At 58.8% G+C, this 25,760-nt stretch carries 19 protein-coding genes; 11 read left to right on the top strand and 8 right to left on the bottom strand.

The window, feature by feature from the left end; translation table 11 throughout:
• Positions 1-23: 23 nt before the first annotated feature.
• The 7 genes from menD (at position 24) to GVO84_RS15510 (ending at position 7,601) form a co-directional block, all read left to right on the top strand.
• On the top strand, positions 24-1,694 hold the full coding sequence (gene menD / locus GVO84_RS15540; protein WP_159514610.1) for a 2-succinyl-5-enolpyruvyl-6-hydroxy-3-cyclohexene-1-carboxylic-acid synthase: 1,671 nt from the start codon (positions 24-26) through the stop codon (positions 1,692-1,694).
• Positions 1,691-2,467, top strand: a complete 777-nt coding sequence (gene menH, locus GVO84_RS15535) for a 2-succinyl-6-hydroxy-2,4-cyclohexadiene-1-carboxylate synthase (protein ID WP_159514609.1) — start codon at positions 1,691-1,693, stop codon at positions 2,465-2,467. The genes menD and menH overlap by 4 nt, the downstream gene beginning before the upstream one ends.
• Complete coding sequence (gene menB, locus GVO84_RS15530; RefSeq protein ID WP_159514608.1) at positions 2,464-3,321, top strand: 1,4-dihydroxy-2-naphthoyl-CoA synthase; 858 nt, start codon at positions 2,464-2,466, stop codon at positions 3,319-3,321. The genes menH and menB overlap by 4 nt, the downstream gene beginning before the upstream one ends.
• The gene (gene menC, locus GVO84_RS15525) at positions 3,321-4,286 is read left to right on the top strand and encodes an o-succinylbenzoate synthase (protein WP_159514607.1); all 966 of its coding nucleotides are present in this window, start codon (positions 3,321-3,323) and stop codon (positions 4,284-4,286) included. The genes menB and menC overlap by 1 nt, the downstream gene beginning before the upstream one ends.
• Complete coding sequence (menE, locus tag GVO84_RS15520; protein WP_159514606.1) at positions 4,283-5,644, top strand: o-succinylbenzoate--CoA ligase; 1,362 nt, start codon at positions 4,283-4,285, stop codon at positions 5,642-5,644. Before menC ends, menE begins: the two co-directional genes overlap by 4 nt.
• Before the next feature lie 124 nt (positions 5,645-5,768).
• A complete protein-coding gene (locus GVO84_RS15515) occupies positions 5,769-6,308 on the top strand; it encodes a YfaZ family outer membrane protein (protein ID WP_024908211.1) in 540 nt (179 codons plus the stop codon).
• Between the two features lie 93 nt (positions 6,309-6,401).
• Positions 6,402-7,601, top strand: a complete 1,200-nt coding sequence (locus GVO84_RS15510) for a nicotinamide mononucleotide deamidase-related protein YfaY (RefSeq protein ID WP_063143742.1) — start codon at positions 6,402-6,404, stop codon at positions 7,599-7,601.
• A gap of 33 nt (positions 7,602-7,634) precedes the next feature.
• Here GVO84_RS15510 and glpC read toward each other — a convergent pair whose 3' ends face one another.
• Genes glpC through glpA form a run of 3 tightly spaced genes read right to left on the bottom strand, consistent with a single transcriptional unit; the run spans position 7,635 to position 11,657 of the window.
• Positions 7,635-8,825 carry an anaerobic glycerol-3-phosphate dehydrogenase subunit GlpC gene (gene glpC, locus GVO84_RS15505; RefSeq protein ID WP_159514605.1) on the bottom strand — a complete coding sequence of 397 codons (1,191 nt, stop codon included), beginning with the start codon at positions 8,823-8,825 and terminating at the stop codon, positions 7,635-7,637.
• The gene (glpB, locus tag GVO84_RS15500; protein ID WP_159514604.1) at positions 8,822-10,039 is read right to left on the bottom strand and encodes a glycerol-3-phosphate dehydrogenase subunit GlpB; all 1,218 of its coding nucleotides are present in this window, start codon (positions 10,037-10,039) and stop codon (positions 8,822-8,824) included. The genes glpC and glpB overlap by 4 nt, the downstream gene beginning before the upstream one ends.
• A complete protein-coding gene (gene glpA, locus GVO84_RS15495) occupies positions 10,029-11,657 on the bottom strand; it encodes an anaerobic glycerol-3-phosphate dehydrogenase subunit A (protein WP_159514603.1) in 1,629 nt (542 codons plus the stop codon). Before glpA ends, glpB begins: the two co-directional genes overlap by 11 nt.
• Positions 11,658-11,909: 252 nt before the next feature.
• Here glpA and glpT point away from each other — a divergent pair, with 252 nt between their 5' ends.
• Both glpT and glpQ read left to right on the top strand, forming a co-directional pair.
• Complete coding sequence (glpT, locus tag GVO84_RS15490) at positions 11,910-13,262, top strand: glycerol-3-phosphate transporter (protein ID WP_029740922.1); 1,353 nt, start codon at positions 11,910-11,912, stop codon at positions 13,260-13,262.
• 11 nt (positions 13,263-13,273) lie between these two features.
• The gene (gene glpQ, locus GVO84_RS15485) at positions 13,274-14,329 is read left to right on the top strand and encodes a glycerophosphodiester phosphodiesterase (protein WP_159514602.1); all 1,056 of its coding nucleotides are present in this window, start codon (positions 13,274-13,276) and stop codon (positions 14,327-14,329) included.
• Positions 14,330-14,418: 89 nt separating this feature from the next.
• Here glpQ and yfaE read toward each other — a convergent pair whose 3' ends face one another.
• The 4 genes from yfaE to ubiG all read right to left on the bottom strand — a co-directional run bounded on the left by yfaE (position 14,419) and on the right by ubiG (position 19,247).
• Positions 14,419-14,673, bottom strand: coding sequence for a class I ribonucleotide reductase maintenance protein YfaE (gene yfaE, locus GVO84_RS15480; RefSeq protein ID WP_008500234.1), 255 nt, complete (start codon positions 14,671-14,673; stop codon positions 14,419-14,421).
• The gene (gene nrdB, locus GVO84_RS15475) at positions 14,673-15,803 is read right to left on the bottom strand and encodes a class Ia ribonucleoside-diphosphate reductase subunit beta (protein ID WP_029740920.1); all 1,131 of its coding nucleotides are present in this window, start codon (positions 15,801-15,803) and stop codon (positions 14,673-14,675) included. Before nrdB ends, yfaE begins: the two co-directional genes overlap by 1 nt.
• A gap of 81 nt (positions 15,804-15,884) precedes the next feature.
• Positions 15,885-18,170: a class 1a ribonucleoside-diphosphate reductase subunit alpha gene (gene nrdA / locus GVO84_RS15470; RefSeq protein WP_159514601.1), complete on the bottom strand. Its 2,286-nt coding sequence runs from the start codon at positions 18,168-18,170 to the stop codon at positions 15,885-15,887.
• A 348-nt stretch (positions 18,171-18,518) separates the two neighbouring features.
• Positions 18,519-19,247: a bifunctional 2-polyprenyl-6-hydroxyphenol methylase/3-demethylubiquinol 3-O-methyltransferase UbiG gene (gene ubiG / locus GVO84_RS15465; RefSeq protein WP_159514600.1), complete on the bottom strand. Its 729-nt coding sequence runs from the start codon at positions 19,245-19,247 to the stop codon at positions 18,519-18,521.
• 146 nt (positions 19,248-19,393) lie between these two features.
• Between ubiG and gyrA the strand changes: the two genes are divergently transcribed.
• Positions 19,394-22,030, top strand: a complete 2,637-nt coding sequence (gene gyrA, locus GVO84_RS15460) for a DNA topoisomerase (ATP-hydrolyzing) subunit A (protein ID WP_159514599.1) — start codon at positions 19,394-19,396, stop codon at positions 22,028-22,030.
• A 135-nt stretch (positions 22,031-22,165) separates the two neighbouring features.
• Positions 22,166-25,012, top strand: a complete 2,847-nt coding sequence (gene rcsC / locus GVO84_RS15455; RefSeq protein ID WP_159514598.1) for a two-component system sensor histidine kinase RcsC — start codon at positions 22,166-22,168, stop codon at positions 25,010-25,012.
• Positions 25,013-25,102: 90 nt separating this feature from the next.
• On the opposite strand, the gene rcsB is transcribed toward rcsC, so the two are convergent.
• Positions 25,103-25,753 (bottom strand): response regulator transcription factor RcsB, encoded by a 651-nt coding sequence (gene rcsB, locus GVO84_RS15450; RefSeq protein ID WP_003859405.1) that lies wholly within the window; start codon positions 25,751-25,753, stop codon positions 25,103-25,105.
• Positions 25,754-25,760 lie beyond the last annotated feature (7 nt).

Here is a 25,760-nt window from a genome sequence, read left to right as displayed (position 1 = left end):
CATTCTTGATACCGGACAATCTCATGTCAGTAAGTTCTTTTAACCGACGCTGGGCGGCGGTGATCCTTGAAGCCCTGACGCGTCATGGCGTCAGGCACGTGTGTATTGCACCGGGTTCTCGCTCAACGCCATTGACGCTGGCGGCCGCAGAAAACCGGGCGTTGATTCACCACACCCACTTTGATGAACGCGGTCTCGGCCATCTTGCGCTCGGGCTGGCGAAGGTCAGCAAAGAACCAGTGGCGGTGATCGTCACCTCCGGTACCGCCGTGGCGAACCTCTATCCGGCCCTGATTGAAGCCGGGTTAACCGGTGAAAAACTGATCTTACTGACGGCCGATCGCCCCCCTGAGCTTATCGACTGCGGCGCTAATCAGGCCATTCGCCAGCCGGGGCTCTTTGCTTCGCATCCTTCGCAGACGATTTCGTTACCGCGTCCCACCCAGGATATTCCGGCAAGCTGGCTAGTCTCCACTGTCGATCACGCCATGGAGACGTTGCGCAGCGGGGCGTTGCATATCAACTGCCCGTTTGCCGAGCCGCTCTACGGTGAGATGGACGACACGGGTCTTGACTGGCAGCAGTCCCTTGGTGCCTGGTGGGAGAGTGAAAAACCGTGGCTGCGCGAGCAGACGCATCTTGAGAGCGCGAAGCAGCGCGACTGGTTCTTCTGGCGGCAGAAGCGCGGCGTGGTGATTGCCGGGCGCATGAGCGCCGCCGAAGGCAAACTGGTCGCCGAATGGGCGCAAACCCTTGGCTGGCCGCTGATAGGCGACGTGCTTTCCCAGACCGGTCAGCCGCTGCCGTGCGCCGACCTCTGGCTGGGGAATGCCAAAGCGGTCACCGAGCTTGCGCAGGCGCAGATTGTGGTCCAGCTTGGATCGAGTTTGACCGGCAAACGTTTACTGCAGTGGCAGGCCACCTGCACGCCGGAAGAGTACTGGCTGGTGGACGCGCTGGAAGGGCGGCTTGACCCTGCGCACCACCGCGGCCGTCGCCTGGTCAGCAGTATCGACGCCTGGCTGACGCTTCATCCGGCTGAAAAACGCAAGCCCTGGGCGGTGGCCATTCCGGACCTTTCGCGCCAGGCGTGGGAGCTGACCAAAGCGCACTGTGAAGCGTTTAGCGAGGCCGGGCTGGCGCACCGTATTCGCCAGTACCTGCCTGAACAGGGGCAATTGTTTGTCGGCAACAGCCTGGTCGTGCGGCTAATTGACGCTTTTTCGAAGCTGCCCGCGGGCTACCCGGTGTACAGCAACCGCGGTGCCAGCGGTATCGACGGGCTGATCTCCACGGCGGCGGGCGTGCAGCGCGCCAGCGCGAAATCAACGCTGGCGATCGTGGGCGATCTCTCCGCGCTCTACGATCTCAACGCGCTGGCGCTGCTGCGTCAGGCGTCTGCCCCGTTTGTGCTGATTGTGGTCAACAACAACGGCGGGCAGATTTTCTCCCTGCTGCCAACGCCGCAGAGCGAGCGCGAGCGCTTCTATCTGATGCCGCAGAACGTGCAGTTCGAACACGCCGCGGCGATGTTTAGCCTGAAATACCATCGCCCGGAAAGCTGGGAACAGCTGGACGCGGCGTTAAGCAGCGCCTGGAAGCAGCCGGGGGCGACGCTGATTGAGCTGGTGGTGAACGATGCTGACGGTGCGCAGGCCCTGCAAAGCCTGCTGGCGCAGGTGAGCCAGCTGTGATCCTCTCTGGCGTGCAGCAGGCCGGAAAACCCGGCTATCCCTGGCTGGTCTTTTTGCACGGTTTTTCGGGCGACTGCCGCGAGTGGCAGAGGGTCGGTGAAGGGCTTAGCGATTATCCCCGGCTGTACCTGGATTTTCCGGGGCACGGTGGTTCCCGGGATCTGGCCGTGGCGGAGTTTGACGAGATGAGCAGGTTGCTCACCCGAACCCTTCTTAGTTACAACATACTGAAATTCTGGCTCATCGGGTACTCCCTCGGCGGCCGCATTGCGATGTTCCATGCCTGCCAGCAGCCTGAGGGTCTGCTGGGCGTGGTGGTAGAGGGCGGGCATCCGGGCCTGCAGGATGACGAAGCGCGAAACGCGCGGCTGGCATCTGACCGCCGCTGGGCGAGACGTTTTCGTACTGAACCGCTGAGTAAGGTATTCGCTGACTGGTATCAACAGCCCGTTTTTGCCTCACTCACTGATGCCCAGCGCGAGGCGCTGATTACCCTGCGCAGCCAGAACAACGGCGCGACGCTGGCGATGATGCTCGAGGCGACCTCGCTGGCCGTGCAGCCGGATTTCCGTGCCGCGCTTAGCGCACGCGATTTCTCTTTTGACTATCTCTATGGCGAACGGGATGAGAAGTTCGCGGCCCTTGCCGCGGAAATGAACGCCGTTCGCCATGCCATTCCCAATGCCGGACACAACGCCCACCGGGAAAACCCCGATGCGGTTATCGCGAGTCTGGCTCAGATACTGCGTTATCGAATAAAGGACACTCTATGATCTATCCTGATGAAAACATGCTCTACGCCCCGGTTGAATGGCAGGACTGCTCCGAAGGCTACACCGACATTCGTTACCACAAATCCACCGACGGCATTGCCAAAATCACCATCAACCGTCCGCAGGTGCGTAACGCCTTCCGTCCGCTGACCGTGAAAGAGATGATTCAGGCCCTGGCGGATGCGCGCTACGACGACAACATCGGCGTGATTGTCCTGACCGGCGAGGGCGATAAAGCGTTCTGCTCCGGCGGCGATCAGAAAGTGCGCGGCGACTACGGCGGATACCAGGACGATGCGGGTACCCACCACCTGAACGTCCTCGATTTCCAGCGTCAGATCCGCACCTGTCCAAAACCGGTGGTGGCGATGGTGGCAGGCTACTCCATCGGCGGCGGTCACGTGCTGCACATGATGTGCGATCTGACCATTGCCGCCGAGAACGCCATCTTCGGCCAGACCGGTCCGAAAGTGGGGTCCTTCGACGGCGGCTGGGGCGCCTCGTACATGGCGCGCATCGTCGGGCAGAAAAAAGCCCGCGAAATCTGGTTCCTGTGCCGTCAGTACAACGCTCAGGAAGCGCTGGATATGGGCCTGGTGAATACCGTGGTACCGATTAGCGATCTCGAAAAAGAGACCGTGCGCTGGTGCCGTGAAATGCTGCAAAACAGCCCGATGGCGCTGCGCTGCCTGAAGGCCGCGCTCAACGCCGACTGTGACGGCCAGGCGGGTCTGCAGGAGCTGGCGGGCAACGCCACCATGCTGTTCTACATGACCGAAGAGGGTCAGGAAGGGCGCAACGCGTTTAACGAAAAACGCCAGCCGGACTTCAGCAAATACAAACGGAACCCGTAATGCGTCGCGCGCAGGTTTACCGCTGGCAGATACCGATGGACGCGGGCGTGGTGCTGCGTGAACGGCGGTTAAAAACCCGTGACGGCTTCTTCGTGCATCTGCAGCAGGACGAGCGGGAAGGCTGGGGCGAGATTTCGCCTCTGCCGGGCTTTAGCCTGGAGTCGCTGGATGACGCTCAGTCAGCATTGCTGGCGTGGGCGGATGCGTGGCGCGAGGGCGCGGATCCGGCGTTGCCGGACGTGCCTTCCGCGGCTTTTGGTATCAGCTGCGCGCTGGCGGAGCTGGACGGCAGCCTGCCTGAAGAGGCTAACTACCGCGCTGCACCGCTCTGCACGGGCGATCCTGACGAGCTTTTCGCGCTGCTCTCCGCCATGCCGGGCGAGAAAGTGGCGAAAATTAAAGTCGGTCTCTACGAGGCGGTGCGCGACGGCATGGTCGCCAACCTGCTGCTGGAGGCGATCCCCGATCTTCATCTGCGTCTGGACGCTAATCGCGCCTGGACGCCGCTCAAGGCGCAGCAGTTTGCAAAGTACGTTAACCCGGCGTACCGCAGCCGCATTGCCTTCCTCGAAGAGCCGTGCAAAACCCGCGACGATTCGCGCGCGTTTGCTAGCGAGACGGGGATAGCCATTGCCTGGGATGAAAGCCTGCGCGAGGACGATTTTGAATTTGTCGCCGAGCCCGGCGTCAGCGCGGTGGTGATTAAACCAACGCTGACCGGTAGCCTGGCGAAGGTGCGCGAGCAGGTCTCGGCGGCGCACGCGCTGGGGCTGACGGCGGTCATCAGCTCGTCGATTGAGTCCAGCCTTGGGCTGACCCAGCTGGCGCGCATTGCCGCCTGGCTAACGCCGGACACGATCCCCGGCCTCGACACGCTGAACCTGATGCAGGCCCAGCTTGTCCGCACGTGGCCGGACAGCGCGCTGCCGTGCCTCGACGTCTCGGCGCTGGAGCCGCTGCGATGAGTTTTACCGACTGGCCGTGGCGACACTGGTGCGCGCAGTTTGCTGATAAACCGGCCCTGAGGCTGGACGACGAGGTGCTCAGCTGGCAGCAGCTGTGCACCCGCATCGACCGCCTGGCGGCAGAGTTTCATCTGCAGGGCGTGGAGGAGGGCGACGGCGTGCTGCTGCTGGCTCATAACCACCCGCAAACCCTTCTGGCGTGGCTGGCGCTGCTGCAGTGCGGGGCGCGCATTCTTCCCGTTAATCCGCAGCTGCCGCGCCCGCTGCTGGACGTGTTGCTCCCGCAGATGACGCTGCGCTTTGCGCTGGTGCTGGACGGTACCTTTGAGGGTCTTCCTGCCCTGCACATGCGCGAGCGCGCGGGTGAATATCGCGTTGCGTGGCAACCGTCGCGGCTGGCGTCCATGACGCTGACCTCCGGCTCCACCGGGCTGCCGAAAGCGGCGGTGCATACCTGCGCCGCCCATCTCGTCAGCGCGCGCGGCGTGCTGGCGCTGATGCCCTACGGTGAAGACGACGACTGGCTGCTTTCGCTGCCGCTGTTTCACGTTTCCGGCCAGGGGATTTTATGGCGCTGGCTGCAGGCCGGGGCGCGGTTAACCGTGCGTGAGAAACAGCCGCTGGCGCAGGCGCTGCTCGGCTGTACCCACGCCTCGCTGGTGCCGACCCAGCTCTGGCGCCTGCTTAACACCCACCAGCCTGTCGCACTGAAAGCGGTGCTGCTGGGCGGGGCCGCCATCCCTGTTGAATTGACGCAGCAGGCGCGCGCGCAGGGGATTCACACCTTCTGCGGCTACGGCCTGACCGAGTTTGCCTCTACCGTCTGCGCGAAAGCGGCGGACGGCGAGCCGGACGTAGGCCATGCGCTGCCGGGCAGAGAGGTGCAGGTGGTTAACGGTGAGGTCTGGATCCGGGCAGAGAGTATGGCCTCAGGCTACTGGCGGGACGGTGAATTGGTTCCGCTGACCAACGCGCAGGGATGGTTCGCCACCCGCGATCGCGGTGAATGGCATGACGGCCGCCTGACGATCCTGGGCCGCATGGACAACCTCTTCTTTAGCGGCGGAGAAGGGATCCAGCCGGAGAGCCTTGAGCGTGTTATCGCCCGCCATCCGCAGATTAACCAGGTGTTTATCGTCCCGCTGGACGACGCCGAGTTTGGGCAACGTCCGGTGGCGGTGGTGGAGTGCGAGCCGGGCACGGATATCACCTGTTTGCCTGACTGGGTCAGGGATAAGGTGGCGCGTTTTGAGCAACCCGTCCGCTGGCTGCTGTTGCCGACCGAACTCAAAAATGGCGGCATTAAAGTCTCGCGCCGCGCGTTGCAGCAGTGGGTGAACGCATCGCTGAAGGGATAATAGCCGTTTCAAATAGTTACAATCTACCGTTCTGCCGCACGCAGAGTGCTTGATCCCCGGGAGACTCCGGTTAAAATCTCGCGGTTTTGGGACTTCTTTATAATAATTGTGCGGGATCACGACAATGAAAAAAGTGGCATTACTGGGCTTCGGCCTGATGGTTGTATCTGCGGCGGCTAACGCCATCAGCATTAACGGCTCGGCGGGTCAGGATTATACCCACCTCGGCTTTGGCATGGGTACCGAGACTTCCGGTCTGGCGATGACCGGCGGCTGGACGCATAACGATGACGACGGCGACGCGGCCAGCCTCGGCCTGGGTCTGAACGTTCCTCTTGGCCCGTTCCTGGCCACCGTCGGCGGTAAAGGTATCTATACCAACCCAAATGACGGTGACGAAGGGTACGCGGCGGCAGTGGGCGGCGGCCTGCAGTGGAAAATTGGCGACAGCTTCGGTCTGTTTGGAGAGTACTACTATTCGCCGGACTCTCTCTCAAGCGGTATCGAAAGCTATGAAGAGGCCAACGCCGGCGCGCGCTGGACCATCATGCGTCCAATTACCATCGAAGCGGGCTATCGCTATCTGAACCTGGCCGGTAAAGACGGCAACCGCGATAACGCGCTGGCCGACGGCCCGTACGTGGGCGTCAGCGCAGGCTTCTAATCACTCCGGCGCGGCGTTCTGTCGCGCCAGTTTCTCTCTTCTCCACCCCGCGTTTGCGCTATAGTGTTTTGACCAAATAAGCGGGAGAACATAATGATTAACGTGGAGATGTTATCCACCGGCGACGAAGTGCTGCATGGACAAATTATCGATACCAATGCTGCCTGGCTTGCCGATCTTTTCTTTGAGCAAGGATTACCGTTAACGCGCCGCAATACCGTGGGCGACAATCTTGAGTCGCTGGTCGCTATTTTGCGCGAGCGCAGCGAACACTGCGACGTGCTGATTGTGAATGGCGGGCTCGGCCCCACTAGCGACGATCTCAGCGCGCTGGCCGCCGCGACCGCAAAAGGCGAAGGGCTGGTGCTGCACGAGGCGTGGCTTTCGCAGATGGAGCGCTTTTTCTCCGAACGTGGCCGCGTCATGGCCCCCAGCAACCGCAAACAGGCTGAAATTCCCGCCAGCGCCGAGCTGGTCGATAACCCGGTGGGTACCGCGTGCGGGTTTGCCATGCAGCTGAACCGCTGCCTGATGTTCTTCACGCCGGGCGTGCCCTCAGAATTTAAAGTGATGGTCGAGCAGCAGATCCTGCCGCGCCTTCGCGACCGTTTTACCCTGCCTGAACCACCGCTGTGCCTGCGTCTGACCACCTTTGGCCGCTCGGAAAGCGATCTGGCCCAGAGCCTTGACCCTCTCCCGCTGCCGCCGGGCGTGTCCATGGGCTATCGCTCCTCCATGCCGATCATTGAACTTAAGCTGACAGGCCCGGCCGAGCAGAAAGAGGCGATGCTGGCCCTGTGGCCCGAGGTGCAGCGCGTGGCGGGCGAAAGCCTGATCTTTGAAGGAACGGAAGGTTTGCCCGCGCAGATTGCGGCGCATCTGCAGTCGCGTCAGCTGAGCGTGACCTTAAGCGAGCAGTTCACCGGTGGCCTGCTGGCGCTGCAGCTGTCGCGCGTCAACGCGCCGCTGCTGGCCAGCGAAGTGGTGCCGTTCCAGCAGGAGACCCTGGCACAGACCGCACGCTGGGCTTCCGAGAGAAGGGTGAAGCATTTTGCCGGTCTGGCGCTGTTCGTCGGGGGGCTGGACGAGGAATACCTTAACTTCGCGCTGGCGACGCCGGAAGGCACCTGGGCCCTGCGGGTAAAAATGAGCATCACCCGCCATAGCCTGGCGGTGCGTCAGGAGGTTTGCGCCATGATGGCGTTGAACATGCTGCGCCGCTGGCTGAATGGTAAAGAGGTTGCCAGCGAGCACGGCTGGATCCATGTGGTCGAGTCGCTGTTCATCGAGTAATACCTGTGCCGGGGCCTTTCGCCCCGGCCATGTTCAGCCCAGCGCCTTCGCCAGCAGGGTGATTGGATGTTCGCAGCGCTTGCTGGTGGACATCTCAATCTGCCACTTGCAGGTTTCGCAGTCCGTTACCACGATATCCGCGCCGCTCTCTTCAATCTGACGGAACAGCGGGGCGCCGATCGCCTGTGACGTTTCGTAGTTTTCACGCTTAAAGCCATAGGTTCCCGCAATCCCGCAGCAGCGCGAATCCAGCACCGTCAGCTCCAGGCCTGGAATAAGCCGCAGCAGCTCAAGCGTATAGAGCGACCAGCCCATTTTCTCCATGTGACACGGCGTGTGATACACCACTTTCAGCGGTAATGTCTTCAGCGGCAGCGTCTGCCCGCTATCCAGCTTGCGCCACAGGAAGCGTGTCGCCAGCTCGATGTGCTCGCGCAGGCCGGTGTTATCCACGTCCAGCAGATGCGGGTACTCGTCGCGCAGGGTGAAGGTACAGGTGGACGAGGTCGCCAGCACCGGAATACCTTTATCGACAATCGCTTCGCGCAGGGAGGTGACGTTGCTCTGAGCCTGCCTGCGCGCTTTATCGGTAAACCCGTTAGCAATCAGCGGTACGCCGCAGCACTTCTCTTTGTTCAGTAGCTGAACGCCCGTTCCCATGGCGTTCAGCACCTTCAGCAGATCTTTGCCCAGCTGCGGGTGGTTGTAGTTCACATAGCAGCCGTGGAAAAAGGCCACCTGGTCGGCATACTTCGCCTGTTGTGCCGCGACGGATTTGTACCAGCGGCGGAAGGTGCCGTGAGAATATTTTGGCAGGCTGCGGTGATGGTCTATCTTCAGCGTCGCATCCAGCAGCTGGCGCACCGGTTTGAGCGAGGTCGCGGCATTCACCAGCGGGGCAAAGGGCGTCGAGACGCTGCCCATCAGATCGGTATGGCTCAGGATCGCGTCCCGTATCGTCGGCTTTTGCGTGCTGTAGCGCGCCCGGGCGCGCTGGATGATATCGCCGATTTTAACATCCGACGGGCAGGCGACTTCGCAGCGTTTGCAGTTAATGCAGTATTTCAGCGCCTCGTCGTACAGCTTGCCGTCCTTCAGACGCAGACGCTCGCCGTCCGGTCCGGCCTGCTTTGGTCCGGGATAGCGTGGGTTCACGCCGCTGACCGGGCAGACGGTGGTACACACCGTGCATTTAATGCAGCTTTCAAAACGGGTGTCGTTCATTGTTCAGCCTCCGTGCGCTGGCTAATCTGCTCTGCCACATACAGCGCCGTGACGGCGCAGACCCCGCCACCGCATCCCTGAGCAATGGGATCGTACCCGCCCAGCAGCGAGCCGATGGCAAAGAGATTACTGACGGGCTTACCGGAAAGTTGCGGATGCAGCTGGCTATCGACAATCACCCCGAACTGTTGCCAGGGCTGCGGCGAGAAGAAATCGCTCTGATACCAGTCAGATCGGGAGGCTCGCTGGCGAACATCCAGCCCCATGATGGCTTCCCGGATGCCCTCCCGGCTGCTCAGCAGCCCGTTGCTGAAGAAGCTGCCGCTTGCCAGCACCGTATAGCGGGCACGAAGCGGAATATCGTCGTGGTTGCGCGTCCATATTTCGCTCACCGCGCCGTCGGTCAGGGTGATTTTTTTCACCTCATCGCCCGCCATCCACACGCCGCCCTGCGCGACAAACTGGCGCTGGAGCTGGGTATGCAGGCGAATGCCGGGTACGGAAGGGGGCAGCGTGGGCAGCAGGCCGAGCGAGCATGGCAGACGATCCGAGAGCCAGCGCCAGAGCCGGTTGTCGCGTAAACCAAAGCAGGCGGGCATCAGCAGGGCGTCGCAGCCGTCGCTGAGCGGCCTGAGCGCGTCATACAGCAGTGGCCATTTGTCCTCGTTATCCAGAAAACGGGCGATATTCACCGCGCGAAACTCGCTCGGGTTATCGCGCAGGACATCAAGCTCGGGCAGCTCTATCTCTGCCGTTTCGGCGTTAACGCCCTGGCGACAGAGCGACGCCGCCGCGAGATGGGGCTGAAAATCCAGAAAGCCGCTAATACCCACGACCCGCACGCGCGCGGCATTGAAGGGTGCAACGGGTACCTCCTCCGGGCTGAGCCAGGCAGAGCGTAGGGTGCCGAGCGGCGTGACGCGCTGGTGATTGAGCCGGGCGCTTCCCTTCAGACGCGCGCCGCAGTCCGCCAGCAGCGCTTCGGTTTCCAGCGCAAAGCGGTCAATATGCTGTGCGCCAATCAGGTGATACGGGTGCTCCGGCGGCAGCTTATCGCGGTACGCTTCGTCCACCAGATCCAGCGAGCCCGACGAGAAGTGCAGGGCGCTCTGGCCCCGGGTGATAATAGCGCAGCGCAGCCCCTGCTTCGTGAGTTTGATGCCGCAGAGCAATCCTGCCAGCCCGCCGCCGACGATGACGGTATCAAATTTCATCGCGTTGCTCCTTCTCAAGACCGCAAAGTCCCTGGTAGACCCAGCGGGTAAATTCGCTTTCGCGCAGGGCATCTCCCCACGCGACAGGCTGAATGCCTTTCCAGCGCTCGTTTAAAAACGCGCTGAGCTGATCGAGCGACTGGGTGGCGGTGGTGGTGTGAAAACGCTGCAATAGCCCGGCGGCACGACAGGCGCACAGCTCGCCCTGACAGGTCCCCATTCCAACGCGGGTGCGGCGGCGAAGATCGAGCAGACTGTTGACCGTCAGGCTCTCCACCGCGTACTGCACCTCACCGGCGGTGACGGCTTCGCACTCGCACACCAGGCTGCGGCTCAATCTTCCTTCACCGAGCCACTGTGGCGTTCTGTCGCCGTGGCGGTAAATAGCGGACCCGCGCAGCGGCGCGGGCAGGGAGATAATTTTTTGCAGCGTTTTTTCGGTGGACTGACGCGAGCCGGGCAGGGCTTGCTCTGCCGTTACGCACGGTTCGGTATTGCCCAGTTTGCGGCAGACGGCATCCGTTGCCCACTCCGCCATCAGGCGATATGTCATCAGCTTGCCGCCGGTGATGGTGATAAACCCGTCCATGCCGTCGCGCTCGGCGTGATCGAGCAGCACGATGCCCCGGCTGACGTTACGCCCGCTCGGGTCGTTATCGCTGGCGACCAGCGGACGCACGCCCGCGTAGGCGCGCAGAATACGCGTCTGGGCCATCACCGGGGCCAGTTTTTCCCCTTCGCGCAGCAGGATGTCGACCTCGTCGGCGGTCACGCGGTTGTAGTCAATCTCGCTGTAGTCCACGTGGGTTGAGGTGGTACCGATCAACGAAATGGTGTCGCCCGGGACGAGGATATCGGCATCAGACGGTTTGCGGCAGCGGTTGATCACGTGGTTATTGATGCGGTGGTCGAGGATCAGCAGCGAGCCTTTTGCCGGGAACATGCGTACCGACAGGTCCGCGTATTCCGCGATGCGCTGCCCCCAGATCCCCGCCGCGTTGACCACAACGGCGGCATACAGCTCGCTGTGTTCGTTATATTGCGTATCAAGGATCCGCACGCCGCAGATGCGATTCCCCTCGCGGATAAGCCCGGTCACTTCGTGCCCGGTCAGGATGTGCGCGCCATGTTCTCGGGCGTCCAGCATATTGGCGGCGGTCAGGCGGAAGGGGTCAACGGTGCCGTCAGGCACTTTCACCGCGCCGATAAGCGCCGGGTTAACCGACGGTTCCAGCCGCCGCGCCAGCACCGGGTCCATGGCCTCAGCCTGAATGCCCGCTGCAGTGCAGGCGGTAATAAAGGTGTCCTGAAAGGCGAGGTCATCTTCGGGAAGGGTAATAAAGAGGCCGTCGGTCGGCTCAATGCAGTGGCGGGCGATACGCTTGAGGATCTGGTTTTCAGCAATACATTCGCGCGCGGATTCACCGTCGGTCACCGCGTACCGCGCGCCGCTGTGCAGCAGGCCGTGGTTGCGCCCGGTTGCGCCCGTGGCGATATCATGGCGCTCGAGCAGCGTGACGCTTAAGCCGCGAAGGGCGCAATCGCGTGCGATCCCGGCGCCGGTTGCGCCACCGCCAATGATTATCACATCGCTGTAGCGAGGATCGTGAATGGTCATTGTTTACCCTCTATGTTCGTTTTTTTATCATTTAGCCATATCAATAGTGTGGTTTGTTTGATTTCGAACATAAACGCGCGAAATTCGAAAGTGAAACGTGATTTCATGCGCTTTTTTGCGCATTCTGTCATATTTCTGTAACAATCTGTGCGTTGATTCACAGTAACAATCACCGTGATTTCTTAACATCCCCGCCTCTGGAATTCGGGTGCGAGCCACCTGCTCATTCAATTCAAGGCCACGGAGGCTGTTATGCTCAGTATCTTCAAACCTGCGCCGCATCGGGCGCGTCTGCCAGAGGCAGAAATTGATCCGCTATACCGCCGTCTGCGCTGGCAAATTTTCCTGGGGATCTTCTTCGGGTACGCGGCGTACTACCTTGTACGTAAAAACTTTGCGCTCGCCATGCCGTATCTGGTGGAGCAGGGCTTCTCCCGCGGCGATCTGGGGTTCGCGCTGTCGGGGATCTCAATCGCCTACGGTTTTTCTAAATTCATCATGGGTTCCGTGTCGGATCGCTCGAATCCGCGCGTGTTCCTGCCCGCCGGCCTGATCCTGGCGGCCGCGGTCATGCTGTTTATGGGCTTTGTGCCGTGGGCGACGTCCAGTATTGCGATTATGTTCGTGCTGCTGTTCCTCTGCGGCTGGTTCCAGGGGATGGGGTGGCCGCCGTGCGGACGCACCATGGTGCACTGGTGGTCGCAGAAGGAGCGCGGCGGCATCGTGTCGGTGTGGAACTGTGCGCATAACGTGGGTGGCGGTATTCCGCCGCTGCTGTTCCTGCTGGGGATGGCCTGGTTCAACGACTGGCACGCTGCGCTGTATATGCCTGCCTTTGGCGCCATCGTCGTGGCGATTATCGCCTTCGCGCTGATGCGCGATACGCCTCAGTCCTGCGGCCTGCCGCCGATTGAAGAGTACAAAAACGATTATCCGGATGATTACAGCAAGGAGCACGAAGAAGAGCTGACCGCAAAACAGATCTTCATGAAGTACGTCCTGCCGAACAAGCTGCTGTGGTACATCGCGGTGGCGAACGTGTTCGTTTACCTGCTGCGCTACGGCATCCTCGACTGGTCGCCAACCTACCTGAAAGAGGTGAAGCACTTCGCACTGGATAAATCCTCGTGGGCCTATTTCCTGTATGAATATGCCGGGATCCCGGGCACGCTGCTTTGCGGCTGGATGTCGGACAAAGTGTTTAAAGGTAACCGCGGTGCGACGGGCGTCTTCTTTATGACTCTGGTGACCATCGCGACCGTCGTGTACTGGCTCAACCCGCCGGGCAACCCATCAGTAGACATGGCCTGCATGATCGTCATTGGCTTCCTGATTTACGGTCCGGTAATGCTGATCGGCCTGCACGCGCTGGAGCTGGCACCGAAAAAAGCGGCAGGCACGGCGGCAGGCTTTACCGGTCTGTTCGGCTATCTGGGCGGTTCGGTCGCGGCGAGCGCCATCGTGGGCTACACCGTTGACTTCTTCGGCTGGGACGGCGGCTTTATGGTGATGATCGGCGGTAGCGTGCTGGCGGTACTGCTGCTGATTGTTGTGATGATCGGTGAGAAACGTCACCACGCGGAAGTGCAGGCGCGTCGTCAATAAGGAGCAATGCCATGAAATTATCTTACGTAACAACCGGCCTGCTGCTGGCGGGCCTGATGACCGGCTCCGCGCTGGCGGCGGATAAAATCGTTATCGCCCACCGCGGCGCCAGCGGCTATCTGCCGGAGCATACGCTGCCGGCGAAAGCGATGGCCTATGCCCAGGGCGCGGATTATCTTGAGCAGGATCTGGTGATGACCAAGGACGACCAGCTGGTCGTCCTGCATGACCACTATCTGGACCGCGTGACGGACGTGGCGGAGCGCTTCCCGGACCGCGCGCGCAAAGATGGCCGCTACTACGCCATTGATTTCACCCTGGCGGAGATCCGTTCCCTGAAGTTTACCGAAGGCTTCGAGATTGAAAACGGCAAGAAGGTTCAGGTCTATCCGGGACGCTTCCCGATGGGCAAATCTGACTTCCGCATTCATACCTTCCAGGAAGAGATTGAGTTTGTTCAGGGGCTGAACCACTCCACCGGTAAAAACATCGGTATTTACCCGGAGATCAAAGCGCCGTGGTTCCACCATCAGGAAGGGAAGGACATTGCCGCGAAGACGCTGGAGGTGCTGAAACAGTACGGCTACACCAGCAAGAAGGACAAAGTCTACCTGCAGTGTTTTGACGCCGCCGAGCTGAAGCGCATCAAAACCGAGCTGGAGCCGAAGATGGGCATGAACCTCAATCTGGTGCAGCTGATCGCCTATACCGACTGGAATGAAACCCAGGAGAAGCAGCCGGACGGGAAGTGGGTGAACTACAGCTACGACTGGATGTTTAAGCCGGGCGCGATGAAGCAGATTGCGCAGTACGCCGACGGCATCGGGCCGGATTACCACATGCTGGTGGCGGAAAGCTCAGCGCCGGGCCACGTGAAGCTGACGGCGATGGTGAAAGAGGCGCACGCCAGCAAGATGCAGGTGCATCCGTATACCGTGCGTGCAGACCAGCTGCCGCCGTATGCCACGGACGTGAATCAGCTTTATGAGGTGTTGTATAACCAGGCGGGCGTTGACGGACTGTTTACGGATTTCCCGGATAAAGCGGTAAGCTTTTTGAAGAATTAACGCTGAAATTGCCGGGTGGCGGCTGCGCCTTACCCGGCCTACGAACTGCGGTTTTGTAGGTCGGGTAAGCGAAGCACCACCCGACACAATCACATCTCGATCTCTATATCGCCTTTTGCCCGGCAGCAGCAGGGCAAAATTTCCCCTTCGTTGATAAAGGCCAGCGGCTCGGTCAGCCAGTCCACCTGGCCGGCGACCAGACGGCAGCGGCAGGAGCCGCAGTAGCCGGAACGACACTGGTACTCTACTTCTACCTGATGCGCTTCAAGCGCCACCAGCAGAGAAGGGTGCTCCTCCCGACACAGCACCTCAGTGCCGGAAAGACTTAACGTGACGCGTGACATCAGAGCTGGAAGTTGCTCAGGTCGTCGGTGTTGACTTCAGAATCAATCTGACCGACCAGATAAGAGCTCACTTCCACTTCCTGCGGCGCAACCTGCACGTTATCGGACACCAGCCAGGTGTTGATCCACGGGATTGGGTTAGAGCGCGTCTGGAACGGCAGGTCGAGACCGACGGCCTGCATGCGGATGTTGGTGATGTACTCAACGTACTGGCACAGGATGTCTTTGTTCAGGCCAATCATGGAGCCGTCGCGGAACAGGTAGTCTGCCCACTCTTTCTCCTGCTGGGCCGCCAGCACGAACAGGTCGTAGCACTCCTGCTTGCACTCTTCGGCGATTTCCGCCATCTCCGGATCGTCCGTACCGCTGCGCAGCAGGTTCAGCATGTGCTGGGTACCGGTCAGGTGCAGGGCCTCATCGCGGGCAATCAGACGGATGATTTTGGCGTTGCCTTCCATCAGCTTGCGCTCGGCAAAGGCGAAGGAGCAGGCGAAGCTCACGTAAAAGCGGATCGCTTCCAGCGCGTTGACGCTCATCAGGCACAGGTACAGCTGCTTTTTCAGCGCGCGCAGGTTCACGGTAACGGTTTTACCGTTCACGTTGTGGGTGCCTTCGCCCAGCAGATGCCAGTAGCTGGTCATCTGGATCAGCTCGTCATAGTAGTGGGCAATGCCTTCCGCGCGCTTCTGGATCTGCTCGTTGGTAACGATATCGTCAAACACCACCGCCGGATCGTTCACGATGTTGCGGATGATGTGGGTGTAAGAGCGGGAGTGGATCGTCTCGGAGAACGCCCAGGTTTCCACCCAGGTTTCCAGCTCAGGAATCGAGATCAGCGGCAGCAGCGCCACGTTCGGGCTACGACCCTGAATGGAGTCCAGCAGCGTCTGGTACTTCAGGTTGCTGATGAAGATATGCTTTTCGTGATCCGGCAGCGACTGGTAGTCAATACGGTCGCGGGAGACGTCCACTTCTTCCGGGCGCCAGAAGAAGGAGAGTTGCTTTTCGATCAGCTTTTCGAAGATGTCATATTTTTGCTGATCGTAGCGTGCCACGTTGACCGGCTGGCCGAAGAACATCGGCTCTTTGAGCTGGTCGTTTTTCGTCTGTGAAAAGGTGGTGTATGCCATGAGTGTGTCCTGTGAGAGATTTTGTCAGTCGGGCAAACAAAATCGTAGGCCGGGTAAGCGTAGCGCCACCCGGCATTTACATTAGATCTTACATGCGCCGCTTTCGCAGCCATCGTCCTGAATTGACGGTACCATGTCGTCCTGCGCGTCTTCCGCACCGTCACGGGTGTTGTGATAGTACAGCGTTTTCACGCCAAATTTATAGGCGGTCAGCAGGTCTTTCAGCAATTGCTGCATCGGAACCTTGCCGGACGGGAAGCGCGTCGGGTCATAGTTGGTATTGGCAGAGATCGACTGGTCGATAAACTTCTGCATGATACCTACCAGCTGCAGGTAGCCGTCGTTGTTTGGCATTTCCCACAGCAGCTCGTAGTTGTTGCCCAGCGTTTCGTAATCCGGTACGACCTGACGCAGCACGCCGTCTTTCGACGCTTTAATGCTGACGTGGCCGCGCGGAGGCTCAATACCGTTGGTGGCGTTAGAGATCTGCGAAGAGGTCTCGGACGGCATCAGGGCAGAGAGCGTGGAGTTACGCAGGCCGTGGGTCTTGATGGACTCACGCAGGCCTTCCCAGTCGAGATGCAGCGGCTCGCTGACAATCGCATCCAGGTCTTTCTTGTAGGTGTCGATTGGCAGAATGCCTTTCGCGTAGGTGGTTTCGTTGAACCACGGGCACGCGCCTTGCTCTTTCGCCAGCTCGTTAGAGGCTTTCATCAGGTAGTACTGAATGGCTTCAAACGTCTGGTGCGTCAGGTTGTTGGCGCTGCCGTCAGAGTAGCGCTTGCCGTTTTTCGCCAGCCAGTAGGCGAAGTTGATAACGCCAATACCCAAGGTACGGCGGCCCATTGCACCGCGTTTAGCGGCCGGGATTGGGTAATCCTGGTAGTCCAGCAGGGCGTCGAGTGCGCGAACCGCCAGCACGGCCAGCTCTTCCAGCTCGTCCAGGCTCTTAATCGCGCCCAGGTTGAACGCGGACAGCGTACACAGTGCGATTTCGCCGTTTTCGTCGTTCACGTCTTCCAGCGGTTTGGTCGGCAGGGCGATCTCCAGGCACAGGTTAGACTGGCGCACCGGGGCGACGACCGGGTCAAACGGGCTGTGGGTGTTGCAGTGGTCCACGTTCTGGATGTAGATACGGCCGGTAGAGGCACGTTCCTGCATCATCAGGGAGAACAGGTCTACCGCCTTCACGCGCTGCTTTCGGATGCTGTCGTATTTTTCGTATTTGGTGTACAGACGCTCGAACTCGTCCTGATCGGCAAAGAACGCGTCATACAGGCCCGGAACGTCGGACGGGCTGAACAGGGTGATGTCTTCGCCTTTCAGCAGACGGGTGTACATCAGCTTGTTGATCTGCACGCCGTAGTCCATGTGGCGCACGCGGTTGCCTTCAACGCCGCGGTTGTTTTTCAGGACCAGCAGGCTTTCCACTTCCAGGTGCCACATTGGGTAGAACAGGGTCGCAGCACCGCCGCGCACGCCGCCCTGAGAGCAGGATTTTACTGCCGTCTGGAAGTGTTTATAGAACGGGATACAGCCGGTGTGGAACGCTTCACCGCCGCGAATCGGGCTGCCCAGCGCACGGATGCGACCGGCGTTGATGCCGATACCGGCACGCTGGGAAACGTATTTCACGATGGCGCTGGAGGTGGCGTTGATGGAATCCAGGCTGTCACCACACTCGATCAGTACGCAGGAGCTGAACTGACGGGTTGGGGTACGCACGCCAGACATGATTGGCGTCGGCAGAGAAATCTTGAACGTGGAGACCGCATCGTAGAAACGCTTCACGTATTGCAGACGGGTGTCACGCGGGTAGTTAGAGAACAGGCAGGCGGCCACCAGAATATAGAGGAACTGGGCGCTTTCGTAGATCTCACCGGTTACGCGGTTCTGAACCAGGTATTTGCCTTCGAGCTGCTTCACCGCCGCGTAGGAGAAGTTCATGTCGCGCCAGTGATCGATAAACCCGTTCATCTGCTCGAACTCTTCTTCCGTATAGTCTTCCAGCAGATGCGTGTCGTATTTGCCCAGCTCAACCATTTTCACCACGTGATCGTAAAGCTTCGGCGGCTCAAACTGGCCGTAGGCTTTTTTACGCAGGTGGAAAATCGCCAGACGTGCAGCGAGGTACTGATAATCCGGTGCTTCGCGGGAGATGAGGTCTGCCGCTGCTTTGATGATCGTTTCGTGGATATCAGACGTTTTGATGCCGTCGTAGAACTGAATGTGGGAACGCAGTTCAACCTGGGAGATAGATACGTTGTTCAGTCCTTCTGCTGCCCAGTCGAGAACTCGATGGATTTTGTCCAGATTGATACGCTCGGTAGTACCGTCGCGCTTTGTCACCAGCAGACTCTGATTCATGTGGGTTTTACCTGTCCGTGAAATAAAAAAATATCCCCCGCTTATCCACAGATCCGTCTTGTGACTAACTCTGTGGATAAATACTACATATAGGGGGTTTGCGATAAGAAAAACGCTATATGGTGAGTATTCTAGTATCGAATCTTTTCAGCACAAGGGTTGATTTTGACGTTAAATTGAGGTTGTGAAAGGGTAAAAAAGGCTAAGTCCTCGTACCGTAAGGCCTGGAAGACATGTCAATAATTAAGAAAAAAAATTCAAAATTTGATCGAGTGCTGATTTCTTCAACGAGAGGTCAGAATTGCGCAACATGATGTCGCGCAATCTTTATAAGAATAACGAATGACGTTAGTCGTTTTTGGCGGTTGTGTGCAACATATAGTTAACATCAACGCCCGGTGCGAGTTTGAATTTATCGGTCAGCGGATTGTAGTGCAGGCCGGTGATGTGCTGCTCTTTGAGCCAGGTCTGGTCAACCCAGCTTAATAACTCCGCAGGCTTGATGAATTTCTTCACGTCGTGGGTCCCTTTCGGCACCATGCGCAGCACATACTCCGCGCCGACAACGGCCATCAGCCAGGCTTTACCGTTGCGGTTGATGGTTGAGAAGAAGACCTGGCCGCCCGGCTTCACCAGTTTTGCACAGGCGTGCACCACCGACTGCGGATCGGGAACGTGCTCCAGCATCTCCATGCAGGTCACCACATCGTACTGATGGGCGTGTTTCGCCGCATGCTCTTCCACGGTTTCCTGCACGTATTCCACCTGTATACCGGACTCCAGCGCATGAAGGCGGGCCACCTGCAGCGGTTCAAAGCCCATATCCAGGCCAGTGACGTTCGCCCCTTCGCGCGCCATGCTCTCAGCCAGGATGCCGCCGCCGCAGCCAACGTCGAGCACTTTCTTACCGAACAGACCGCCGGAACGCTCCGCTATATAGCCCAGACGCAGCGGGTTAATGCGATGCAGCGGTTTGAACTCACCTTCGAGATCCCACCAGCGGGACGCCACCGCTTCAAATTTGGCAATCTCTTCGTGGTCAACGTTGTGAGCCGTCGGGGATTTTTCGGCATTCATGGGCGCTTTTACTCCTTATTTAGCAAGATAAAGGAGTATATCAGGCAATCCCCGTGAATAAAGCGTATAGGTTTACCTCAATCACCTCGGCTGTGTTATAATTTGCGACCTTTGAATCCGGGATACAGTAGAGGGATAGCGGTTAGATGAGCGACCTTGCGAGAGAAATTACACCGGTTAACATCGAGGAAGAGCTGAAGAGCTCCTATCTGGACTATGCGATGTCGGTCATTGTTGGCCGTGCGCTGCCGGACGTCCGCGATGGCCTTAAGCCGGTACACCGTCGCGTACTATACGCCATGAACGTATTGGGCAATGACTGGAATAAAGCCTATAAAAAATCTGCCCGCGTCGTCGGTGACGTCATCGGTAAATATCACCCGCATGGTGATACCGCCGTTTATGACACCATCGTTCGTATGGCGCAGCCATTCTCCTTGCGTTACATGCTGGTAGATGGTCAGGGTAACTTTGGTTCAGTCGACGGCGACTCCGCTGCGGCGATGCGTTATACGGAAATCCGTATGTCGAAAATCGCTCATGAGCTGATGGCCGACCTGGAAAAAGAGACCGTTGATTTCGTCGATAACTACGACGGCACCGAGCGCATCCCAGATGTGATGCCAACCAAGATCCCGAACCTGCTGGTTAACGGTTCGTCCGGTATCGCGGTCGGTATGGCAACTAACATTCCGCCGCACAATATCACTGAGGTGATCAACGGCTGCCTGGCCTATATCGACGATGAAGACATCAGCATTGAAGGGCTGATGGAACACATCCCGGGCCCGGACTTCCCGACGGCGGCGATCATCAACGGTCGTCGCGGTATTGAAGAAGCGTACCGCACCGGCCGCGGCAAGATTTACATCCGTGCCCGCGCCGAAGTGGAAGCGGACGCTAAAACCGGCCGTGAAACCATCATTGTTCACGAGATCCCGTATCAGGTGAACAAAGCGCGTCTGATTGAAAAAATCGCCGAGCTGGTAAAAGAAAAACGTGTTGAAGGCATCAGCGCGCTGCGTGACGAGTCTGACAAAGACGGTATGCGCATCGTGATTGAGATCAAACGCGACGCGGTGGGTGAGGTTGTCCTGAACAACCTGTACTCCCAGACTCAGCTTCAGGTCTCCTTCGGTATCAACATGGTTGCACTGCACCATGGTCAGCCGAAGATCATGAACCTGAAAGAGATCCTGAGCGCGTTCGTGCGTCACCGCCGTGAAGTGGTGACCCGTCGTACCATCTTCGAACTGCGCAAAGCGCGCGACCGTGCGCACATCCTTGAAGCGCTGGCGGTTGCGCTGGCCAACATCGACCCGATCATTGAACTGATCCGTCGTGCGCCAACCCCGGCGGAAGCGAAAGCCGCCCTGATTTCCCGTCCGTGGGATCTGGGTAACGTCGCCGCGATGCTGGAACGTGCGGGCGATGATGCAGCGCGTCCTGAGTGGCTGGAACCTGAATTCGGCGTGCGTGACGGTCAGTATTACCTGACTGAACAGCAGGCCCAGGCGATTCTGGATCTGCGTCTGCAGAAACTGACCGGCCTTGAGCATGAAAAACTGCTCGACGAATACAAAGAGCTGCTGGAACAGATTGCTGAGCTGCTGCACATCCTGGGCAGCGCAGAGCGTCTGATGGAAGTGATCCGTGAAGAGCTGGAACTGGTGCGCGATCAGTTCGGCGATGCGCGCCGCACCGAAATCACCGCGAACAGCTCTGATATCAACATTGAAGACCTGATCAACCGCGAAGACGTGGTGGTCACCCTGTCTCACCAGGGCTATGTGAAGTATCAGCCGCTGACCGACTACGAAGCACAGCGTCGTGGCGGTAAAGGCAAATCTGCAGCACGTATTAAAGAAGAAGACTTTATTGACCGCCTGCTGGTGGCCAACACCCACGACACGATCCTCTGCTTCTCCAGCCGTGGTCGTCTGTACTGGATGAAGGTTTATCAGCTGCCGGAAGCGAGCCGCGGCGCGCGTGGTCGTCCAATCGTTAACCTGCTGCCGCTGGAAGCGAACGAACGTATCACCGCCATCCTGCCGGTACGCGAGTACGAAGAGGGCGTGAACGTCTTTATGGCGACCGCCAGCGGTACCGTGAAGAAAACCGCGCTGACCGAGTTTAGCCGCCCACGTTCCGCCGGTATTATCGCGGTGAACCTGAACGAAGGCGACGAGCTGATCGGCGTGGATCTGACCTCCGGTTCTGATGAAGTAATGCTGTTCTCTGCCGCCGGTAAAGTGGTGCGCTTTAAAGAGAACGCCGTCCGTGCGATGGGTCGTACCGCTACGGGCGTTCGTGGTATCAAACTGGCTGGCGAAGACAGCGTTGTTTCTCTGATTATTCCGCGCGGTGAAGGGGCTATCCTGACCGTCACGCAGAATGGTTACGGTAAACGTACGGCGGAAGGGGAATACCCAACCAAGTCTCGCGGCACGCAGGGCGTTATCTCTATCAAAGTGACCGAGCGCAACGGTTCCGTTGTGGGCGCGGTGCAGGTGGACGATGCCGACCAGATCATGATGATCACCGATGCCGGTACGCTGGTGCGTACCCGCGTGTCTGAGATCAGCGTGGTAGGGCGTAACACCCAGGGCGTAATCCTCATCCGTACAGCGGAAGATGAAAACGTGGTGGGTCTGCAGCGTGTTGCTGAGCCGGTGGATGACGAAGAGCTCGATTCCATCGACGGTAGCGTTGCGGAAGGCGATGATGATATCGCGCCGGAAGCCGATACTGACGATGACGCAGCGGATGACGCTGACGAGTAATGTCTCCTGATGCAAAAAAGGGCCGGATTCCGGCCCTTTTCTTTTGCACAAGCAGATAAGTCAACGTTGCGACCTGGCGCGTTTACCGCTACCTTAACCACATTCTTTTGACCCCGACGGCGGAGCCTCGCCCCCTTGAAATACCTCGTCTCCTTTCGTACTACGCTGAAAGTTTCTCGCTATCTGTTTCGGGCGCTGGCGCTCCTGCTTTGGCTGCTGGTGGCCTTGTTCTCGGTGTTTTACATCGTAAACGCGCTGCACCAGAAAGAAGCGGAGATCCGCCAGGAGTTTAACTTAAGCTCCGACCAGGCCCAGCGCTACATTCAGCGAACGTCTGACGTGATGAAGGAGCTGAAGTATATAGCCGAGAATCGTCTGACGGCGGAAAACGGCATCCTGGCGCTTCGCGGGCGTAATGACAAAACCGAAGTCCCGGACTTCCAGCCCCTGTTCCCGGACTCCGATTGCTCCACCATGAGCAATTCCTGGCGCGGGTCGCTGGAATCCCTTGCCTGGTTTATGCGCTACTGGCGCGACAATTTCTCCGCCGCCTATGACCTGAACCGCGTATTCCTGATTGGCAGCGAAAATCTCTGCATGGCTGACTTTGGCCTGCGCGATGTGCCCGTTGAGCGTGACGATGCGCTGAAAAGCCTGCATGAACGTATTGTGAAATATCGCAATGCGCCGCAGGACGAGCGCGGGAATAACATCTTCTGGGTTAGCCAGGGCCCGCGCCCGGGCGTGGGCTATTTCTACGCCCTGACGCCGGTGTATCTCGGCAATCGCCTGCAGGCGCTGCTGGGGATTGAGCAGACCATTCGCATGGAAAATTTCTTCACCCCGGGCAGCCTGCCTATGGGAGTAACCATTCTGGATGAAAACGGTCATCAGCTGATCTCACTCGCCGGGCCGGATAACCGGTTAAACGTCGAACCGCACTGGATGCAGGAACGGTCGTGGTTTGGCTATACCTCGGGTTTCCGCGAACTGGTGCTGAAGAAGAGCCTGCCGCCTTCGTCGCTGAGTATTGTCTATTCGGTGCCAGTGGACATGGTGCTTGAGCGGATACGCATTCTCATCATGAATGCCATTCTGCTGAACCTGATCGCGGGTGGGGCGCTGTTCACCCTGGCGCGCATGTATGAGCGGAAAATCTTTATTCCCGCCGAGAGCGACGCCCAGCGGCTGGAGGAACACGAGCAGTTTAACCGCAAGATTGTTGCCTCGGCACCGGTGGGGATCTGTATTCTGCGTACCCAGGACGGGACCAATATTCTGAGTAACGAACTGGCGCATAACTACCTGAACATGCTGACGCATGAAGACCGGCAGAGGCTGACGCAAATTATCTGCGGCCAGCAGGTTAACTTTGTCGACGTGCTCACCAGTACGCACACCAACCTGCAGATCAGCTTTGTCCATTCACGCTATCGCAATGAAAACGTGGCGATTTGCGTGCTGGTGGATGTCTCCGCGCGCGTGAAGATGGAAGAGTCGCTGCAGGAGATGGCGCAGGCGGCGGAGCAGGCCAGCCAGTCGAAATCCATGTTCCTTGCCACCGTCAGCCACGAGTTGCGAACGCCGCTGTACGGGATCATCGGTAACCTCGACTTGCTGCAGACGAAAGAGCTGCCGAAAGGGGTCGACAGGCTGGTGACGGCGATGAACAACTCCTCCAGCCTGCTGCTAAAAATCATCAGCGATATTCTCGACTTCTCTAAAATTGAGTCTGAGCAGCTGAAAATCGAGCCGCGGGAGTTCTCGCCGCGCGAGGTCATGAACCACATTAGCGCCAACTATCTGCCGCTGGTGGTGCGTAAACAGCTGGGGCTCTACTGCTTTATCGAACCGGACGTGCCGCTGACGCTGCATGGCGATCCGATGCGCCTGCAGCAGGTCATCTCTAACCTGCTCAGCAACGCCATCAAATTCACCGACGTTGGCTGTATCGTGTTGCACGTCTGCCGGGCGGGGGATTATCTGAGTATTCGCGTGCGCGACACGGGCGTCGGCATCCCGGCGAAGGAAGTGGTTCGCCTGTTCGACCCGTTCTTCCAGGTCGGGACCGGCGTGCAGCGTAACTTCCAGGGCACCGGACTGGGGCTGGCGATTTGTGAGAAGCTCGTCAGCATGATGGACGGGGATATCTCGGTGGATACCGAGCCCGGCATGGGCAGCCAGTTCACCATCCGCATTCCGCTCTATTCGGCGCAGTATCCGGCAAAATCGACGGTGGACGGTCTGAGCGACAAGCGCTGCTGGCTGGCGGTGCATAACGCCTCATTGAATGACTACCTGACGGCGCTGCTTGCCCACAGCGGCGTGCGGGTGTGCCGCTATGAAGGTCAAACGCCGGACGTGGACGATGTGCTGATCGCCGACGAGATGCCGGATCAGCCGTGGCAGGGAAGAGGGGCGGTGCTCTTCTGTCGTCGCCACATTGGAATTCCTGTCGAGCGTACGCCTGGAGAATGGGTACACAGTGTCGCAACGCCGCACGAGCTGTTGAACCTGCTGGCGCGCATCTACAAAGTGGAGCTGGAAGAGCGCGACGGCGCGGGCGGATTGCCGTCACCTGACTCTCTGGCGTCGGTGAATGACGATATGATGATTCTGGTGGTGGATGACCATCCGATTAACCGCCGCCTGCTGGCTGACCAGCTTGGATCGCTGGGCTACCAGTGCAAAACGGCCAATGACGGCGTGGATGCGCTGAATGTGCTGAGTAAAAATCATATTGATATCGTGCTTAGCGACGTCAACATGCCAAACATGGACGGCTACCGTCTGACGCAGCGCATCCGACAGCTGGGCCTGACGCTGCCGGTGGTGGGCGTAACGGCGAACGCGCTGGCGGAAGAGAAACAGCGCTGTCTGGAGTCAGGCATGGACAGCTGTCTGTCGAAGCCGGTGACGCTGGACGTGCTGAAGCAGACGTTGTCGATTTACGCGGATCGCGTGAGAAAAACCAGAATATAAAAAAGGCCCGCAAGGGCCTTTTACGTTTTTCACCCTCTCCCTGTGGAAGAGGGATGGGGTGAGGGCATCAGGCCGCACACCCGTCCGGGATCAATCCTTGTCCGTTGCGCTCAGCGTAACGGAGGAGAGATAGTTCAGCAGAGCAATATCGTTGTCCACGCCCAGCTTCATCATCGCTGATTTCTTCTGGCTGCTGATGGTTTTAATACTGCGGTTCAGCTTCTTGGCAATCTCGGTCACCAGGAAACCTTCTGCGAACAGGCGCAGAACTTCACTCTCTTTCGGGGACAGGCGTTTGTCACCGTAGCCACCCGCGCTGATTTTTTCCAGCAGACGAGAGACGCTCTCAGGCGTGAACTTCTTGCCTTTCTGCAGCGCAGCGAGCGCTTTTGGCAGATCGGTCGGTGCGCCCTGTTTCAGCACAATCCCTTCGATGTCCAGATCCAACACCGCGCTCAGGATCGCCGGGTTGTTGTTCATGGTCAGAACGATGATCGAGATGTCCGGGAAGTGACGTTTAATGTATTTGATGAGCGTAATCCCATCACCGTACTTGTCCCCAGGCATGGAGAGATCGGTAATGAGCACGTGTGCATCAAGCTTTGGGAGGTTATTGATCAGTGCTGTAGAGTCTTCAAATTCACCGACTACATTCACCCACTCGATCTGTTCAAGTGATTTGCGAATACCGAACAGTACAATCGGATGGTCATCGGCAATAATTACGTTCATATTGTTCATGTATAAG

This window comes from Enterobacter sp. SM3, assembly GCF_009811935.2.
Taxonomy (GTDB): Bacteria; Pseudomonadota; Gammaproteobacteria; order Enterobacterales; family Enterobacteriaceae; genus Enterobacter; species Enterobacter asburiae_D.
Note: the sequence above shows the minus strand (reverse complement) of the source record. Positions and strands in the feature narration are given on the sequence as shown.